Source organism: Pseudomonas sp. NFR16 (assembly GCF_900108875.1).
Taxonomy (GTDB): domain Bacteria; phylum Pseudomonadota; class Gammaproteobacteria; order Pseudomonadales; family Pseudomonadaceae; genus Aquipseudomonas.
Genome location: NZ_FNYJ01000001.1, coordinates 967,798 through 984,149, shown reverse-complemented (window position 1 = coordinate 984,149; position 16,352 = coordinate 967,798). Strand labels below are relative to the sequence as shown.

At 62.4% G+C, this 16,352-nt stretch carries 12 protein-coding genes; 3 read left to right on the top strand and 9 right to left on the bottom strand.

The genetic code is table 11. The features are described from left to right. The first annotated feature begins 8 nt into the window (after window positions 1–8). The 3 genes from BMZ10_RS04410 to mnmH all read left to right on the top strand — a co-directional run bounded on the left by BMZ10_RS04410 (window position 9) and on the right by mnmH (window position 3,478). Entirely contained in the window at window positions 9–665 is a 657-nt protein-coding gene (locus tag BMZ10_RS04410) for an ATPase (RefSeq protein ID WP_093458811.1), read from the top strand. A 678-nt stretch (window positions 666–1,343) separates the two neighbouring features. Further along, the gene (gene selD / locus BMZ10_RS04400; protein WP_093458809.1) at window positions 1,344–2,378 is read left to right on the top strand and encodes a selenide, water dikinase SelD; all 1,035 of its coding nucleotides are present in this window, start codon (window positions 1,344–1,346) and stop codon (window positions 2,376–2,378) included. Then, complete coding sequence (mnmH, locus tag BMZ10_RS04395) at window positions 2,378–3,478, top strand: tRNA 2-selenouridine(34) synthase MnmH (protein WP_093458808.1); 1,101 nt, start codon at window positions 2,378–2,380, stop codon at window positions 3,476–3,478. Before selD ends, mnmH begins: the two co-directional genes overlap by 1 nt. Window positions 3,479–4,141: 663 nt before the next feature. Here mnmH and BMZ10_RS04390 read toward each other — a convergent pair. The 9 genes from BMZ10_RS04390 to BMZ10_RS04350 all read right to left on the bottom strand — a co-directional run bounded on the left by BMZ10_RS04390 (window position 4,142) and on the right by BMZ10_RS04350 (window position 16,110). After that, a complete protein-coding gene (locus tag BMZ10_RS04390; protein WP_093458807.1) occupies window positions 4,142–5,200 on the bottom strand; it encodes a permease in 1,059 nt (352 codons plus the stop codon). 194 nt (window positions 5,201–5,394) lie between these two features. Beyond that, window positions 5,395–6,981, bottom strand: coding sequence for an ABC transporter ATP-binding protein (locus tag BMZ10_RS04385; protein WP_093460000.1), 1,587 nt, complete (start codon window positions 6,979–6,981; stop codon window positions 5,395–5,397). A 21-nt stretch (window positions 6,982–7,002) separates the two neighbouring features. Continuing rightward, window positions 7,003–8,025, bottom strand: a complete 1,023-nt coding sequence (locus BMZ10_RS04380) for an ABC transporter permease (RefSeq protein WP_093458806.1) — start codon at window positions 8,023–8,025, stop codon at window positions 7,003–7,005. After that, window positions 8,025–9,095: a microcin C ABC transporter permease YejB gene (locus BMZ10_RS04375; protein ID WP_093458805.1), complete on the bottom strand. Its 1,071-nt coding sequence runs from the start codon at window positions 9,093–9,095 to the stop codon at window positions 8,025–8,027. Before BMZ10_RS04375 ends, BMZ10_RS04380 begins: the two co-directional genes overlap by 1 nt. A 1-nt stretch (window position 9,096) precedes the next feature. Next, window positions 9,097–11,025 carry an extracellular solute-binding protein gene (locus tag BMZ10_RS04370; protein WP_093458804.1) on the bottom strand — a complete coding sequence of 643 codons (1,929 nt, stop codon included), beginning with the start codon at window positions 11,023–11,025 and terminating at the stop codon, window positions 9,097–9,099. A gap of 152 nt (window positions 11,026–11,177) precedes the next feature. Further along, window positions 11,178–13,913: a TonB-dependent receptor gene (locus tag BMZ10_RS04365; protein ID WP_177182039.1), complete on the bottom strand. Its 2,736-nt coding sequence runs from the start codon at window positions 13,911–13,913 to the stop codon at window positions 11,178–11,180. Between the two features lie 198 nt (window positions 13,914–14,111). Then, the gene (locus BMZ10_RS04360; protein ID WP_093458803.1) at window positions 14,112–14,513 is read right to left on the bottom strand and encodes an ExbD/TolR family protein; all 402 of its coding nucleotides are present in this window, start codon (window positions 14,511–14,513) and stop codon (window positions 14,112–14,114) included. Continuing rightward, complete coding sequence (locus BMZ10_RS04355; RefSeq protein WP_093458802.1) at window positions 14,513–15,220, bottom strand: MotA/TolQ/ExbB proton channel family protein; 708 nt, start codon at window positions 15,218–15,220, stop codon at window positions 14,513–14,515. The genes BMZ10_RS04360 and BMZ10_RS04355 overlap by 1 nt, the downstream gene beginning before the upstream one ends. Window positions 15,221–15,270: 50 nt before the next feature. Next, window positions 15,271–16,110 (bottom strand): energy transducer TonB, encoded by an 840-nt coding sequence (locus BMZ10_RS04350; RefSeq protein ID WP_093458801.1) that lies wholly within the window; start codon window positions 16,108–16,110, stop codon window positions 15,271–15,273. Window positions 16,111–16,352 lie beyond the last annotated feature (242 nt).

Here is a 16,352-nt window from a genome sequence, read left to right as displayed (position 1 = left end):
GAAAACCCATGACTGTTCGAATTGCCGCCCTGTTTGCACTGGTCGCCGCCCTGGCCGGTTGCGCCGTTCCTGGCGCTCCGCGCTATTCCGACGTGCAGGACGGCCAGTTCCGGACTGCCAAAGCCACCTCTGCGGTGACCCTCAAGCACACCCAGACCGTCGGCGTGATCTTCACGGAGAACACCGTCGCCAACCTGGCCTATATGGAACGCTACAACGCAGCCGCCCAGACGGGCATCGCGGCGAAGCTGACCGATAGCCGTATCAGCGAGGCCTATGTCAACAGCTCCGATCCGGAGCTTGCGATCAACTGGTTCGCTGAATCGCTGGAGAAGCAGTTCGCGACAGTGGAGTTCTACGAAAACCTGGACGACGTCCTCGCTGCCCGTCCGGACGTCATCGTCCTGCTGGACACCCGCAGCAAACTGATCACCGAACGCAGCGCCGATGTCCAGGCCAGCATTACCGCGGAATTCTTCGACGGCGATTTCAAATTCATCGGCAAAGCCGAGGGCAGCGACGCGCGCTCCATGTCGCCGATCTGGGCACACACCAAACGCGCTCCGGAAATCGCCGAACAGATCAACCAGCAGCGAGAAGTGCAGATCAACGCCTTGCAGAAATTCGATGCATCGCTGGAGTCGTTGATCAAAGCAGCGTCGTGATACAGGCGTTACAGGACTGTGCGCGGGTTTGAGGACTGTCCACAGCCCACCATGGTGGAAGTGAGCCGATGTCATTAAAGCTCTTTCGATCAACGGCGTAACACCCGACGCCTTCCCGGCTGAAGCCGGTCCTACGAAGCTTGCGGCGTCTAAGGGACCGGCTTCAGCCGGGAAAACGCCGGTGCATGCTGTGGATATGCAGCGGCTGGAAATCAGCCTCGCGAGCAAGCTCGCTCCCACAGGATTTGTGTCTGGTCAGAGAGCCGGGGATGTCCGGATATCTTTGTGGGAGTGAGCTGACGCCTTCCGAGCTGAAGCCGGTCCTACGAAGCTTGCGGCGTCTGTAGGACCGGCTTCAGCCGGGAAGAGGCCGGTGCATGCTGTGGATATGCAGCGGCTGGAAATCAGCCTCGCGAGCAAGCTCGCTCCCACGGGATTTGTGTCTGGTCAGAGAGCCCGGGGATGTCCGGAGATCTTTGTGGGAGTGAGCTTGCTCACGAAACGGCCGGTACAGCCGCTGAAGCTACAGCGATTGGAAATCAGCCCCCGCGAGCAGCTGTTCTCCGGCGATTCAGACGTTGCCCGCAGCCGGGGCGATGCAGTTCCGACCATCCTCCCATACCACCGGCATGGCCCGGCTCTGGTAGACTTCAGCGCCTTGAAACTCAGGGGTCTCTCATGAACGACACAGTTCGCCTTACCCAGTACAGCCACGGCGCCGGTTGCGGCTGCAAGATTTCTCCCAAAGTCCTGGAAACCATTCTCGCCGGCAGTGGCGCGCAGAACCTCGATCCGCGGCTGTGGGTCGGTAATGCGTCGCGCGACGACGCTGCGGTGTACGCCATCGATGATGAGAAAGGCGTGGTGTCGACCACCGACTTTTTCATGCCGATCGTCGACGATCCCTTTGATTTCGGCCGGATCGCCGCCACTAACGCGATCAGCGACATTTACGCGATGGGTGGCGATCCGCTGATGGCCATCGCCATTCTCGGCTGGCCGGTCAACGTGCTTGCCCCGGAAATCGCCCGCGAAGTGATTCGGGGTGGTCGCGCCGTGTGTGACGCCGCCGGTATCCCCCTGGCCGGTGGCCATTCGATCGACGCGCCGGAGCCGATTTTCGGGCTGGCCGTCACCGGTCTGGTGGAAAAACGCTTCATGAAGCGCAATGACACCGCGACGGTCGGGAGCAAGTTGTTCCTCACCAAGCCGCTGGGCATCGGCATCCTCACCACGGCCGAGAAGAAAGGCCTGCTGCGCGACGAAGACGTGGGCCTGGCGCGCGATGTCATGTGCACACTGAACAAGCCTGGCAGCCGCTTTTCGAAACTTTCGGGCGTGACGGCAATGACCGACGTGACCGGATTCGGGCTGCTCGGGCATCTGGTGGAAATGGCCGATGGCAGTCAGGTCACCGCGCGACTGGACGCGGCGGCAGTGCCGCGTCTGGGCAGCGTCGATTTCTACATCGAGCAGAACTGCATCCCCGGCGGCACCCATCGCAATTACGACAGCTACGGCGAGCGCATCGGCGCGCTGAGCGAGGCGCAGAAATTGCTGCTGTGCGATCCGCAGACCAGCGGTGGCCTGCTGATTGCGGTGGAACCTGCCGAAGAACAGGCGTTTCTTGCACTGGCGGGCGAGCTGGGTTTGAGTCTTGCGCCGATCGGTGAACTGGTGGAGCGACAGCGACTCGCTGTCGAGGTGGTCTGATGCGCGATAACAGCGCCCATTTTCACGACATTTTTCTGCACGACGTACCGCTGATGGACGTGCGCGCGCCGGTGGAATTCAGCAAGGGCGCGTTTCCCGGGGTGATCAACCTGCCGCTGATGAACGACGTCGAACGGCAGAAAGTCGGTACCAGTTACAAGCAAGAAGGCCAGCAAGCGGCGATCGAACTGGGCCATAAGCTGGTGAGCGGCGCGCTCAAGGAGGCCAGGATCGAAGCCTGGTCTTCGTTCGCGCGCAACAATCCGCACGGTTTTCTCTATTGCTTTCGCGGCGGCCTGCGTTCGCAGATCACTCAGCAATGGCTCAAGGGCGAGGCAGGCATCCAGTACCCGCGGGTGATCGGTGGCTACAAGGCGATGCGCAATTTCCTGATCGGGATCACCGAGCAGGCCGTCGCCGAATGCGATTTCGTGCTGATCGGCGGTCTGACCGGCACCGGTAAAACCGAAGTCTTGCAGCAGCTGGATAACGCGCTGGATCTGGAAGGCCATGCCAATCATCGCGGCTCGAGCTTCGGCAAGCACGCCACCCCGCAGCCGGGCCAGATCGATTTCGAGAACAGGCTGTCGATCGACATTCTGAAGAAGCGCGCCCGGCATCTGCATCAGTTCGTCATCGAGGATGAAGGGCGAATCGTCGGCAGCCGCGCCGTGCCGCTGGAGTTGTACCGCACGATGCAGGCCGCGCCTCTTGTGTGGCTGGAGGACAGTTTCGACGGGCGCGTGGAGCGGATTCTCAAGGATTACGTGATTGATCTGTGCGCCGAATTCATTGACGTGCAAGGCATCGAAAGCGGATTCGGCGCCTACGCCGAGCGTCTGAAGCAGAGCTTGTCCAGCATCGTGCGGCGGTTGGGCGGTGAGCGGTATCAGCGCCTGGCAGCGATCATGGACAGCGCGCTGGAAGAGCAGGCGCGCAGCGGGGCAGTGGATCAGCACCGTGGCTGGATCAGCGCCATGCTCAGCGAATACTACGACCCGATGTATGCCTACCAGCGTGACAGCAAAAATGCCCGGATCGAATTTGCCGGGGATCAGCAGGCCGTCGTCGAATACCTGAAACACCGAAGCGCGAAGTAGACGAGCGCCCCGCGGGATTCAGCGTTATCGGTCACGAACCGAGCATGAGACCTGTAGGAGTGAGCTTGCTCGCGAAGACTGAATTCCAACCGCTGCATCTTCTGCGGATGTACCGGCCTCTTCCCGGCTGAAGCCGGTCCTACGGACGCTGCAAGTTTTCGGAGGACCGGCTTTAGCCGGGAAGGCGTCGGGTGTTACGCGTTGATCGAAGGCGGCGTTAAAGACAGTTGGCTCACTCCCACAGGTTAAGCGGGGGCGACGGGTCCGCGGCCAGACACAATCCTGTAGGAGCGCGCTTGCCCGCGAAGGCTGGTTGCCAGACGTTACATCTCCACGGCATGCACTGGCCTCTTCCCGGCTGAAGCCGGTCCTACGGACGCTGCAAGTTTGTAGTAGGACTGGCTTTAGCCGGGAAGGCGTTGGGCATTACGCCTTTGATCGAAGGGGCGTTAACGACAGTTGGCTCACTCCCACAGGTTAAGCGGGGGCGACGGGTCCGCGGCTGGACACAAACCCTGTAGGAGTGAGCTTGCTCGCGAAGACTGAACTCCAGTCGCTGCATCTTCTGCGGATGTACCGGCCTGTTCCCGGCTGAAGCCGGTCCTACGGACGCTGCAAGTTTGTCGTAGGACCGGCTTTAGCCGGGAAGGCGAAGGCAGCGGTCTATAACACCGCGGCGCCGATCAGGCCGCTGATTACGCCGATCACCATCGTCAGTACACCCACGGTCACCAGCACCCGGGCGTCGAACGATTTGCGCAGCATCAGCAGGGACGGCAGGCTCACGCTCGGCAGGGTCATCAGGAGGGCCACGGCCGGGGCGGTGCTCAGGCCCAGGGTCATGAGGGTCTGCACAATCGGGATTTCCGCCGCGGTTGGAATCACGAACAGCGTGCCGACGATCGCCAGCGGGACCAGCCACAGCAAACCATTGCCCATCGCGCCGTCGACGTGAGGGAACAGCCAGACCCGTGCGGCGCCCAGCACCAGCACCGCCACGACGTAGATCGGGATGGTGGTCCAGAACAGCTGCCAGATCGACTTGCCCCAACGGCTCAGCAGGCTGCCTTGCGCCGGCGTCTCGGCTTCAGTCACCGCTTCCACGGCGGGCTCGGGCAAGACGTCCGGGCGCGAGATGCGCTGCGCCACCAGTGAAACCCCGATCACCAGCACGATCCCCGCCACCAGTCTCAGCGCCGTGAAGCCCCAGCCCAGCACGAAACCCATGAACACCAGCGTGGCCGGGTTGAGCACCGGGTTGGCGATCCAGAACGCCAGCGCCGCTCCCACCGAGACCCGTTGCTTGCGCAGGCCGGCAGCCACCGGTGCCGCACAGCAGCTGCACATCATGCCGGGCAGGGCGAACAGGCCGCCGCGTACGGTGGAGCCGAGGCCTGCGCGGCCGAACATCTTCAGCAGCCAGTCACGGGGGATCAGCACTTGCAACAAAGAACCCAGGATCACGGCCAGTACAGCGGCTTTCCAGATCGCCAGAAAGTACACCTGAGCGTAGGCCAGTGCCGCAGCCCAAGGGCTGGCCGGGTTGTCGTTGATGATTGAGCCGCCAATGTTGTGGGTGTCGGCGGCCACGAAGGACTTCAGGTAATACGGCGACCACTTGACGTAGTACAGGCCAATGGCGGCCACCAGCAGAAACACCAGGGGTTTCCACCAGAATGACCAGCCACGACGTTCGGCGGAGGTGAGCGGTAGTGTGGACATGAGAGGCACCGAGGCAAGAAAACTGGGGCGCGATGATACGCTTTCGCCCGTCAGTGTAGTAGGTGTTGCAAGGTGTATCGGGAACCCCGGCCCTGCGCCAGACCTGCGCCAGCCCCTGCGCAAAGCCCTGCGAGAGCGAGCGCACGCCCACAGCCCTGTCGGTTCGAATCCTCAAGTACCGACCCATCACCGCGCTACCGCGCAAACGCCAGACCCGATGCGTTCAACAGCTCCCGCGTATAAGGTTGCTGCGGATGGGCGAAGATGTCCCGGGACGCGCCTTGTTCGATCACTTTGCCGTCCTTGATCACGATCAGATCATGGGCCAGCGCATGCACCACGGCCAGGTCATGGCTGATGAACAGATAGGTCAGGCCGTGGCGGATCTGCAGGTCGCGCAGCAACGCCACCACCTGCTTCTGCACCGTGCGATCCAGCGCCGAGGTTGGCTCGTCCAGCAGGATCAGGTCCGGCTCCAGGACCAGCGCTCGAGCGATGGAGATCCGCTGGCGCTGCCCGCCGGAAAACTCGTGGGGATAACGATGCCGCATCTGCGGGTCGAGCCCCACTTCCTGCAACACCCGGATGACGGTCTGTTCGCGCTCCTGTGGCGTGCCGATGCCGTGGGTCAGCAAGCCTTCGGCAATGATCTGCTGCACGGTCATCCTGGGGCTGAGGCTGCCGAACGGGTCCTGAAACACCACCTGCATGCGCTTGCGCAGCGGGCGCATGAGGTGCTGGCTGTGCAGGCTCAGCTCCTTGTTGGCAAAGCGGATGCTGCCTTCAGAGTCGATCAGCCGCAGGATCGCCTGACCCAGCGTCGACTTGCCCGATCCGGATTCGCCGACGATCCCCAGCGTCTTGCCCTTGAGCAGTTCGAAGCTGACCCCATCCACCGCTTTGATGTACTGCCGCTCGCGCCGGAACAGCGGTTTGGGTAGCGGGAACCAGATCTTCAGGTCGTCCACGGACAACAGGGTCTGCGGGTGCACGGTCGGCACCGGCTCGCCGTCGGGTTCGGCATTGATCAGCAATCGGCTGTATTCATGCTGCGGATTGGCAAACAGCATCTGGCAGTCGGCCTGCTCGACGATTTCACCGGCGCGCATCACGCAGACCCGTTGCGCAATGCGTTTCACCAGATTGAGGTCGTGGCTGATCAACAGCAGCGACATGCCCAGGCGCGCCTGCAATGACTTGAGCAATTCCAGAATCTTCAGCTGCACCGTCACGTCCAGCGCGGTGGTGGGCTCGTCGGCGATCAGCAGGTCGGGATCGTTCGCCAGCGCCATGGCAATCATCACCCGTTGTCGCTGCCCTCCGGACAGTTGATGAGGGTAAGCCTTGAGCCGGTGCAGCGGATTGTGGATGCCGACCAGTTCCAGGAGCTCGAGGGTGCGGTCACGGGCGGCCTTGCCCTTGAGCCCTTTGTGCATTGCCAGGATTTCACCGATCTGCTTCTCCACCGTGTGCAGTGGGTTGAGCGAGGTCATTGGCTCCTGAAAGATCATCGCGATGCGATTGCCGCGCAGTGAACGCAACTGGCGGTCGCTGGCGCGCAGCAGGTCCAGGCCGTTGTAGCGAATGCTGCCTTGCGTGCTGACGCTCTGCGCGGGCAGCAGGCGCAGGATCGAGTGAGCGGTCACCGACTTGCCGGACCCGGACTCACCCACCAGCGCCAGGCATTCTCCCCGCCGCAGGGTCAGATCAATGCCGCGGACCACCTCGACGCCCTTGAAGGCGACGCGCAACTGACGAATCTCGATCAGGTTCTCGTGCATGGCTTCTTTCATGGAGCGCTCTCAGGTTCTGGGGTCGAAGGCATCACGGCAGGCTTCGCCGATGAACACCAACAGGGAAAGGATCAGCGCCAGCGCGCAAAACGCGGTCAGGCCCAGCCAGGGCGCCTGCAGATTGCGCTTGGCCTGACCGATCAGCTCACCCAGCGATGCACTGCCCGCCGGCATGCCGAAGCCGAGGAAATCCAGCGCGGTCAAGGTCGCGATGGCGCCGGTGACAATGAACGGCAGGTAGGTGAGGGTGCTGGTCATGGCGTTGGGCAGGATATGCCGCAGCATCAGCGCGCTGTCGGTCAGGCCCAGCGCCCGGGCGGCTTTCACATATTCCAGGTTGCGCCCGCGCAGAAACTCGGCACGCACCACATCCACCAGTGCCAGCCAGGAAAACAACGCCATGATGCCCAGCAACCACCAGAATCCCGGCTCGACGAATCCGGAGAGGATGATCAGCAGGTACAGCACCGGAAGGCCCGACCAGATTTCCTGCAAACGTTGACCGATCAGGTCGGCCAGGCCGCCGTAATAACCCTGAATCGCCCCGGCGAAGACACCGATGACGGTGCTGATGGCCGTCAGCAGCAAGGCGAACAGAATCGATACCCGCGTACCGAACAGCACCCGCGCCATCACGTCCCGCGCCTGATCGTCGGTGCCCAGCCAGTTCCGCGCGCTGGGTGGGCTGGGCGAGGGCGCCTTGAGGTCGTAGTTGATGGTGTCGTAGCTGAACGGGATCGGTGCCCAGAGCATCCAGCCCCCTGCGGACTCGATCAGCTTGCGCACGTAGTCGCTGGCGTAATCCGGCTCGAAGGGCAGCTCGCCGCCGAATCGAGTTTCCTCATACTGATGCAGGGCGGGGTAGTACAGATGGCCCTGATAGCTGACGAGCAGCGGCCGGTCGTTGGCGATCAATTCGCCGAGGAGGCAGACCACCAGCAGCCCGACGAATATCCACAATGACCACCAGCCCCGGCGATTGGCCTTGAACAGGGCCATCCGTCGCTTGCTTTGCGGTGAGAACTCGAACATCACGCGCTCCTCGCGGAAAAGTCGATGCGCGGGTCGACCAGTGTGTAGCACAGGTCGCCCACCAGCTTGATCAGCAGGCCGAACAGGGTGAACAGAAACAGCGTGCCGAATACCACCGGGTAATCACGGGAGACGGCCGCTTCGTAACTCATGCGGCCGATGCCATTGAGGCCGAAAATGGTTTCGATCAGCAGCGACCCGGCGAAAAACACCTCGATCAGCGCCTGAGGCACGCCGGCCACGACCAGCAACATCGCGTTGCGGAACACGTGGCTGTACAGCATGCGTTGTTCGCTCAGGCCCTTGGCGCGGGCCGTGACCACATACTGGCGGCTGATTTCGTTGAGAAAGCTGTTTTTGGTCAGGAGGGTCAAGGTCGCGAAACCCCCTATGACCAGTGCACTGACGGGCAGCACCAGATGCCAGAGATAGTCGCGCAGCTTGCCGAAGGTGGAGAGGCTGTCGAAGTCGTCCGACACCAGCCCTTGCGCCGGGAACCAGCTCAGGTAGCTGCCGCCGGCGAACACGACGATGAGCAGGATGGCGAACAGGAAAGCCGGAATCGCATAGCCGACGATGATCAATGTGCTGCTCCAGACGTCGAACCGGCTGCCGTGATGCACGGCCTTGCGGATGCCCAGCGGAATCGAGATCAGGTAGGTGATCAGCGTGGCCCAGAGGCCCAGCGACAGCGTGACCGGCAGCTTCTGGGCGATCAGACCGGTGACCGTCGCACCGCGAAAGAAACTGCTGCCGAAATCAAGTCGGGCGTAGTGGGTGAGCATCAGCCACAGCCGTTCGTGCATCGGTTTATCGAACCCGTACTGATGCCGGATGGCCTCGATCAGTTCGGGGTCCAGTCCCTGTGAACTGCGGCTGATGCTGCCGGTGGCCGCGACTTCTGCGCCGCCGCCACCGACGCCGGCCGCCGGGCTCAGACCTTGAACCCGGGCGATCGCCTGTTCCACCGGGCCGCCGGGTGCGGCCTGCACGATGAGGAAGTTGACCACCAGTATGCACAGCAGGGTGGGAATGATCAGCAGCAGACGCCGCATTGCATACGTCAGCATGTCAACGACGCTCCAGTTTTGCGGACTGGGCACTGGCCTGCGGTGCGAGGCGTTCGGCCATCTGCTGGTTGGTCAGCGGCGTGGTGCTGACCTGCCACCAGGTGTCCAGGCCGACGTCATACACGGGCTCGACGTTCGGTCTGCCGAAGCGGTTGGCGAACACCGCGGGCGTGCCCTGAGAGTAGTAATTCGGAATCATGTAGAAACCCCACAGCAGCACCCGGTCGAGGGCGCGGGCGTAATGCAGCATGTCGGTGCGGGTGTTGGCGGCCACCAGCCCGTCGATCAGGGCGTCCACCGCCGGGTTGCGCAAGACCATGGCGTTCGAACTGCCGACCTGCCGCGCGCTCTGCGAGCCGAACAGGTTGTACAGCTCGCGACCGGGCGACAGGATCGGGTTGCCGTTGTTGGGCAGCGTGACGACGATCATGTCGTAGTCCCGGGCATTGAGCCGGTTCATGTATTGCGCCGAGTCCACCTTTCGAAAATTCAGGGTGATGCCGATCTGCGCCAATACGCGCTTGTACGGCAGGACCAGCCGGTCGAAACCACCCTGGCCATCGAGAAAGGTGAATTCCAGCGGCTGACCTGCGGCGTTCACCAGACGATTGTGCTGCGCATGCCAGCCTGCGTCGGCGAGTAGCTTCAGCGCCTTGAGTTGCTTGTCGCGGATATAGCCGCTGCCATCGGTGCGCGGCGCCTGCCAGACCTGATTGAACACTTCGTCCCGGATCTGCCCGCGCAGCGGCTCGAGAATCTTCAGCTCCTGCGCATCTGGCAGCTCGGTGGCGGCCATTTCGCTTTTGGGAAAGTAGGTCTGCTCGCGCACATAGAAGTTGCGCATGATCTGGCCGTTCACCCATTCGAAATCCCAGAGCATTGCCAGCGCTTCGCGAACGCGGCGATCCTGAAAGACCGGCTTGTCGAGGTTGAAGACAAAACCCTGGCCGGCCACCGGACGCTTCTTCGCCAGAATGGTCTTTTGCAATCGGCCGGCCTGCAGCGTCGGGGCGGTATAGCCGACCACGTACCCGGCCGAGGAATACTCACGGTTGTAATCGAAACTGCCGGCCTGCACCAATTGCCGTGCGACGTCGGTGTCGCCGTAGAAATTCACCGTGAGGGTGTCGAAGTTGTACAGGCCGCGACTGACCGGCAGGTCTTTGGCCCACCAGTCCTTCACCCGCTGAAAGCTGACACTGCGTCCGGGATCGACCCTTGTGACGCGATAGGGGCCGCTGCCCAACGGCGGCTCGAAACCGCCGCCTTTGCTGAAGTCCCGGGTCTTCCACCAGTGTTCGGGCAGGATGCGCATGCTGGCCAGATCCAGTGCCAGCGTGCGGTTGAGGTTGTCCTTGAAGTCGAAACGAATCTGCCCCGGCGCCTCGATCACCACGTCCTTGACGTCGGCGTACAGCGGCCGGTAGCTGAAGCTGCCCTGGGTGATCAGGGTCTGATAGGTGTACCGCACGTCCTGCGCGGTGATCGGCGTGCCGTCGTCGAAACCGGCGTCGGGGTTCAGATAGAACCGCACCCAGCGGTTATCCGGGTCGCGCTCCAGCTTCTGCGCGACAAGCCCATACACGGTGTAAGGCTCGTCCAGCGAACGATAGGCCAGCGGCGAGTAGACCCAGGTATCGATCTGACTGACCGAAATGCCTTGATCGACATAAGGCGTCAGGTAGTTGTACTGGCCGATTTCTTCGGCGGCGCGGCTCATCGATCCGCCTTTGGGAGCGTAGGGATCGACGTAGTCAAAGTGCATGAAACCGGCGGGGTACTTGGGCGCTTCGCCGTACACAGTCAAGGCGTGGGCCGGGGTCGCGAGGGCCATGGGCACGCCGGAGAGCAGCGAAATGAAAAACACCACGGTGTAAAGCAGTGCGATGCCGGGCAGCAGCCGTCGCAGCGTCAGAGGGGAGGCACTCATGTTCGGGCAATCCTTGGTTTACAGATCGACGCACGCAAAGCGCTGAGAAAAAATCCCCCGGCCGGGGAAGGTGGATGAGACCTGCAAGCCGGGGGCGCGATTTCGCAGAAGTCGCCCGACGCGCCGGAGCATGAGCGCGTCGGGTTCAGACCTTAAAAGTGGTACGTGGCGCGAGCGAACAGCGTGCGGCCCAGCGGGTCGGCGTAACGGGGGTCATAGCCGGACTGGAAGTTGTACGCCTGGTTGGTGAACGGCGGATCGCGGTCGAACAGGTTTTTCACCCCGGCGTCGATGTCCAGCACCTTGTCGAAGGTATGTCCGACCGACAGGTCCCACAGCGAATACGAGGGTACGGTGCCGTTGGTGGTGCGGTCGTAGTCGTTGTAGCCGCTGGTGAACCGGTTGGTCAGCGATGCACGGCTGTCGCCCAGGTTCCAGGTGCCGATCAGAACGTGTTTCCAGCGCGCGATCACGCCGTCGCCCTGGAAATCGCCGACCTTGTCGGTGTACGGGCCGTCGATGGTGTTCTGGAAGTCGTAGCGGTTGACGTAGGTGCCGGTCAGACCGAGGCCGAACTGGCCGTAAGGCGTGTTCGGGAAGCGGTAATCCAGGGTGACGTCGACCCCGCTGGTCTTGACGATGCCCAGGTTGGAGTTGCCGGTCACGATGTTGGCGATCGAGCCGTCGGCGTTGCGGATGATGCGATCGCCGTAGAGATCGGCCTGGTCGAACACGGTGGATTCCGGGAAGGATTGAATCTGGTTGGAAATGTGAATCCACCAGAAATCCAGTCCCATGGACAGGTTGCTGACCGGCTGATAAACGAAGCCCACAGTGACGTTACGGGCTTTCTCCGGCGCCAGGTCGGCGTTGCCGCCGCTCAGGTTGAGGAACTGCTGATTACAGTCTCGGCCAGCCTGACCGCCAGGTTGCACGACACCGCCGGCGCAGAGGGTTGGATCGTTGTAGTAACCCTGGGTGTAGCTCAGGCTTTGCGGGGCATACAGCTCATACAGCGAAGGGGCGCGGAAGCCTTCGCTGTAGGCACCGCGCAGCACCAGCTCCTTGAACGGCTGAAAGCGGAACGAGTATTTCGGGTTGGTGGTGCTGCCGAAGTCGCTGTATTTGTCGTGACGCACGGCGGCGGTCAGTTCCAGGCTGTCGAGTACCGGCACGTTCAATTCGGCGTACTCGGCTTTGACGCTGCGGTCCCCGGACACGCTGCCCGCCGAGTCCAGGCCCAGGCTGCTGATGTCGTCGACGAACGCCTCGTAATCCTGATGCAGTTTTTCCTTGCGGTATTCACCGCCCAGTGCGAGACCTGCCTGGCCGGCCCCGAACCAGTCGCCGATCTCGCGGCTGACTTTTCCGTCGAAGCCATACACCCGGCCGACGGCGCTGGAGTACTGGCCGTGGTACGCGGCGTTTTCGATGTATTGCTGACCCGCCGCCGACTGCGGCCCGAACGGGTTGAGCAGGCCGCTGGCCAGACCTGCGCGCATCGCGGCGTCGCTGACGTAGCCGGAGGTGACGGAGGAAAGCACCTTGTTCTGGTTGTAGTTCGCGCCGACGTTGTAATCCCAGCCGCCGACGGTGCCGTCGAAGGTCAGCAGCAATCGCTGGCTGGTGTTCTGGTCTTTGCCGCCTCGCGGTCCGGCGGCGGTCTCACGCCAGGCGGTGTCCACCGGTTGGGTGGGATCGAGGGGGAAGTTGGTCGGCGCAGGGGTGATGCCGTTGCCGGGGTAGTAAGGCGAGGAAGGGTCGATGCTCAGGCCGGTGAGCGGCGCAGGGCCGATGTTGGTGGCGTTGTTGTTGCGCGCCCAGAAGTACTCGAGGCTGACATTGTGGTCTTCGGCCAGCTTGCCAGTGGCGCGGCCGAAGAACGAGGTCTTCTCGGTCTCAGGCAACAGGTCGATGTACTCGCGGGTGCTGAACCGGCACACGCCGTCGACGCCCACCAGGCTTGGTCCGGAGCAGTTCGGGCCGAGCGGGTTGGCGCTGTTGTTGCCCTGGTAGTAGTTGCCGGGATAGGCGGTGCCGGACGTCTGGTTGAGGCCGCGTCCTGGCACATAGTCCTTGGCGAAGGAGCGGTCGTTGGCGTCCAGGTTCTGTTGCTTGTTGTAGTTGAACACGCCCATCACGTTGAAGCGGTCTTCTTCCAGGTCGCCGAAACCCCAGCTGGCGCTCATGTCTTTGCTGGCGCCGCCGCCGCTGGCGGTCGGGGTGTCGCCGCCGAGGCTGAGGGTGCCTTCGTTCAGCGATTTCTTGGTGATGAAGTTGATCACGCCGCCGATGGCATCGGTGCCATAGAGCGCAGACGCGCCGTCGCGCAGCACCTCGATGCGGTCGATGGCCGCGAACGGGATCATGTTCAGGTCGATGGCGCTGCCGTTCGGAGTACCGACGCCCGACAACGCGTTGTTGGCAAGACGGCGGCCGTTGAGCAGGACCAGGGTCTTGTTCGCGCCGATTCCGCGCATGTCCGCATAGGACGCGCCGCCGGTGGAGGCTCCGACCGAGCCCGAACTGTTGTACATCGACTGGCTGCCGGTGATGCGCTGGACCATTTGCTCGGTGGTGGTCACGCCCTGTTTTCTCAGCTCTTCGGCACGCAGGATCGTTACCGGCACTGCAGTTTCGGCATCGGCGCGGCGCACGGCCGAACCGGTCACTTCAACCCGCTGCAATTGCGTGGTGGCCGGCACGGCGGCGGCTGCAGCGGGAACAGCGGCTTCGCTGGCCGGGGCGGCATCGGCAGCGGCATCGGTGCTGTCCGCGGCCTGTGCCGAACTCATGCCCACGGCCAGTGCGCAGATCCATGCGCGCGGGTGCCGTCGTACAGCGAAAACAAGAGGCTTGACGGTAAAACCAGGAAAACTCATCAGCATGGTAATTTCCGATTTATTCCAGATGTTATTGAAATGGCCTTGTGAGCCCTCGTTGCTCCGACGCGGTTGTGGCGGTCGGGAAATCCACTTTTTCCAGGCAAGCCGCTCCCCTCCATGGTCCAAGCCATGGACGGCCGTTACATCGGGAGTAGGGTGTGCAGGGCTGCGGGTCGCCGCAGCCGCGTTTCTATCGCTGCATCATTTGGAGGTCATCACCGAAATCCTGGTGATCCCCGAGCGCTCGATCGACGCCATCGCCTTGGCCACCTGGCCGTAGTTGACGCTGGTGTCGGCCTGCAATTGCACGCGCACCTCGGGGTCTTTGGCCTTGACGTCCTTGAGGCTGATCTCCAGGGACTCCGGGGCAATCTCGGATTTGGCCAGGTAGAACTTGCCGTCCTGATCGACGCTGACCACCACTGGGTCTTTCTTTTCAGCGGGGGCGACGGCGTCGGTTTTCGGCAGGTTGACCTTGATTGCGTTGGTCATCAGCGGCGCGGTGACGATGAACACCACCAGCAGCACGAGCATCACATCCACCAGCGGTGTGACGTTCATTTCGCTGAGCACTTCATCGCTGTCTTGAGTAGAGAACGACATCAGCTCGCCTCCTTGACCGATTGGCCCTGTTTGTGGGCGATGGGTTGGCGGCTGACGGCGAAGGCGCTGCGCTGGGCGAGGGCGTCGAAGTCATGGGCGAAGTCATCCATGTCGGCCACGGCCAGTTTCAGGCGGCGCAGGAAGAAGTTGTAAATCAGCACGGCCGGGACCGCGACCGCGATGCCGACCCCGGTGGCGATCAAGGCATGACCAATGGGGCCGGCGACGGTTTCCAGGCTGGCGGAGCCGCTGGCGCCGATACTCTGCAGCGCTTCCATGATTCCCCAGACCGTGCCGAACAGGCCGATGAAGGGCGCGGTGCTGCCGATACTGGCAAGAATCGCTTGCCCGGCCTCGAGCGAGCGGCGTTCCTTCTGGATCTGTTGCCGCAGGTTGCGCTCCAGACGATCCGAACGGTTGATGGTGTGCGCCAGTTGCTGTGTGGTGCGCGGAGTGTCTTCTACGGCCATGGCTTCGAAGCCGCTGTTGGCGATGCGCGCCAGCGAACCCGGATACTGCGTGGCATGTTCGGCGGCGGTGAGCAAGTCCGGCGCGGTCCAGAACGCCTTGGTGAACTGCCGGTTCTGGGTTTTCTGTTTCAGGTACTGCGCGGATTTGATCAACAGCAATCCCCAGCTCAGCACCGAGAACAGCACCAGAGCCCAGAGCACGCCAGGGACAATCATGGAAGAGAGCGATTCGTTCATGGTTACACCTCACCAGCTAAATAAGAGTTGTCAGTGGTTTGCCTGCCGGGTCATTCCGGCAACTTGAAATCGATGGTCTGGGTCGCAAAGCCTTCGATGGGCGTGTCGCCGCGCTTGGCCGGAATGAACTTCCAGTTGCGCACCGTCTCCACGGCCGCATCGTCGAGAACCTGTTTGCCGCTGGACTTGGTCACCTCGACGCTGCCAGCGCGGCCGTTGGGCAGCACCTTGATGCGCAGGATCACGCGACCTTCCATGCCTTTGCGCAGGGCCGCGCCGGGGTATTCCGGTGGCGGGTTGCCCAGGCTTGCCAGCCCCGAAATGGCTGCCGTTTCCTTGGCCGGCGCGGCTGGGGCCGCGGGCGCTGCAGGGGCTGCCGGAGCGGGAGTCGCGGCCGGTGCGGGCGCCGCAGGTGTACTGGGCGCGGCTGGCACCGGCGGTGAGGGCGGTGTCGGCTTTTTCACCGGTTCCGGCTTTTTCACGGGCTTGGGCTTCTCGACCTTCGGCTTCTCCACCGGTTTAGGCGGCGGCTTGACAGCATCCGGGTCTTCCACGGGCTGCTCCGGCTCCGGCGGCGGAGGGGGTGGCGGCGGAGGGGGTGGGGGCTCAGGCGGTGGCGGCTCGGGTGTCGGCGGCGTCGCGCTGGTCAATTCCACGGTCATTTCAGGAACCTGCGGCGCAACTTCCGCAAGTTCGGCTTTTGCAGTGTGCATGTACCACCAGATGGCGCCGTGAATAAGGACCGAAGCGGCAATCAATAGCAACACTTGCGGCCTGTTCAATCCGCCAGGTCGTGAGGTGTTTTCCTTGAATGGAATACTCGGCCAGACCCTGGAAAGTTCATCCGGGGACGGATCGGGCAAGGCGTTCATCTTTACCGCGTCGTTCATTAAAGCTCCCTCGTTTAGTTGAAGGGCAATAAGGTTCCGTTCAAACATTTAATCAATGTTCGAATGCCTGATGCTTGCACGTGTATAAGGCGCAAAACACCCGTGAGCGACAATGAAATTGTCGGCTCTTATATCGGAATGAGTCAGGTTGCAGTGGCTATGGAGACGACATGGATGTTCCCTGATTTCTTGTTTGTGTACGTCGAAGTACGACAGTGTGTCGAGAGGTCTACAGGGCAGTA

Coding starts and splice junctions, on each gene's coding strand:
- BMZ10_RS04410 (WP_093458811.1), top strand. CDS start 9: ATGACTGTTCGAATTGCCGCCCTGTTTGCACTGGTCGCCGCCCTGGCC.
- selD (WP_093458809.1), top strand. CDS start 1,344: ATGAACGACACAGTTCGCCTTACCCAGTACAGCCACGGCGCCGGTTGC.
- mnmH (WP_093458808.1), top strand. CDS start 2,378: ATGCGCGATAACAGCGCCCATTTTCACGACATTTTTCTGCACGACGTA.
- BMZ10_RS04390 (WP_093458807.1), bottom strand. CDS start 5,200: ATGTCCACACTACCGCTCACCTCCGCCGAACGTCGTGGCTGGTCATTC.
- BMZ10_RS04385 (WP_093460000.1), bottom strand. CDS start 6,981: ATGCACGAGAACCTGATCGAGATTCGTCAGTTGCGCGTCGCCTTCAAG.
- BMZ10_RS04380 (WP_093458806.1), bottom strand. CDS start 8,025: ATGTTCGAGTTCTCACCGCAAAGCAAGCGACGGATGGCCCTGTTCAAG.
- BMZ10_RS04375 (WP_093458805.1), bottom strand. CDS start 9,095: ATGCTGACGTATGCAATGCGGCGTCTGCTGCTGATCATTCCCACCCTG.
- BMZ10_RS04370 (WP_093458804.1), bottom strand. CDS start 11,025: ATGAGTGCCTCCCCTCTGACGCTGCGACGGCTGCTGCCCGGCATCGCA.
- BMZ10_RS04365 (WP_177182039.1), bottom strand. CDS start 13,913: ATGCTGATGAGTTTTCCTGGTTTTACCGTCAAGCCTCTTGTTTTCGCT.
- BMZ10_RS04360 (WP_093458803.1), bottom strand. CDS start 14,513: ATGTCGTTCTCTACTCAAGACAGCGATGAAGTGCTCAGCGAAATGAAC.
- BMZ10_RS04355 (WP_093458802.1), bottom strand. CDS start 15,220: ATGAACGAATCGCTCTCTTCCATGATTGTCCCTGGCGTGCTCTGGGCT.
- BMZ10_RS04350 (WP_093458801.1), bottom strand. CDS start 16,110: ATGAACGACGCGGTAAAGATGAACGCCTTGCCCGATCCGTCCCCGGAT.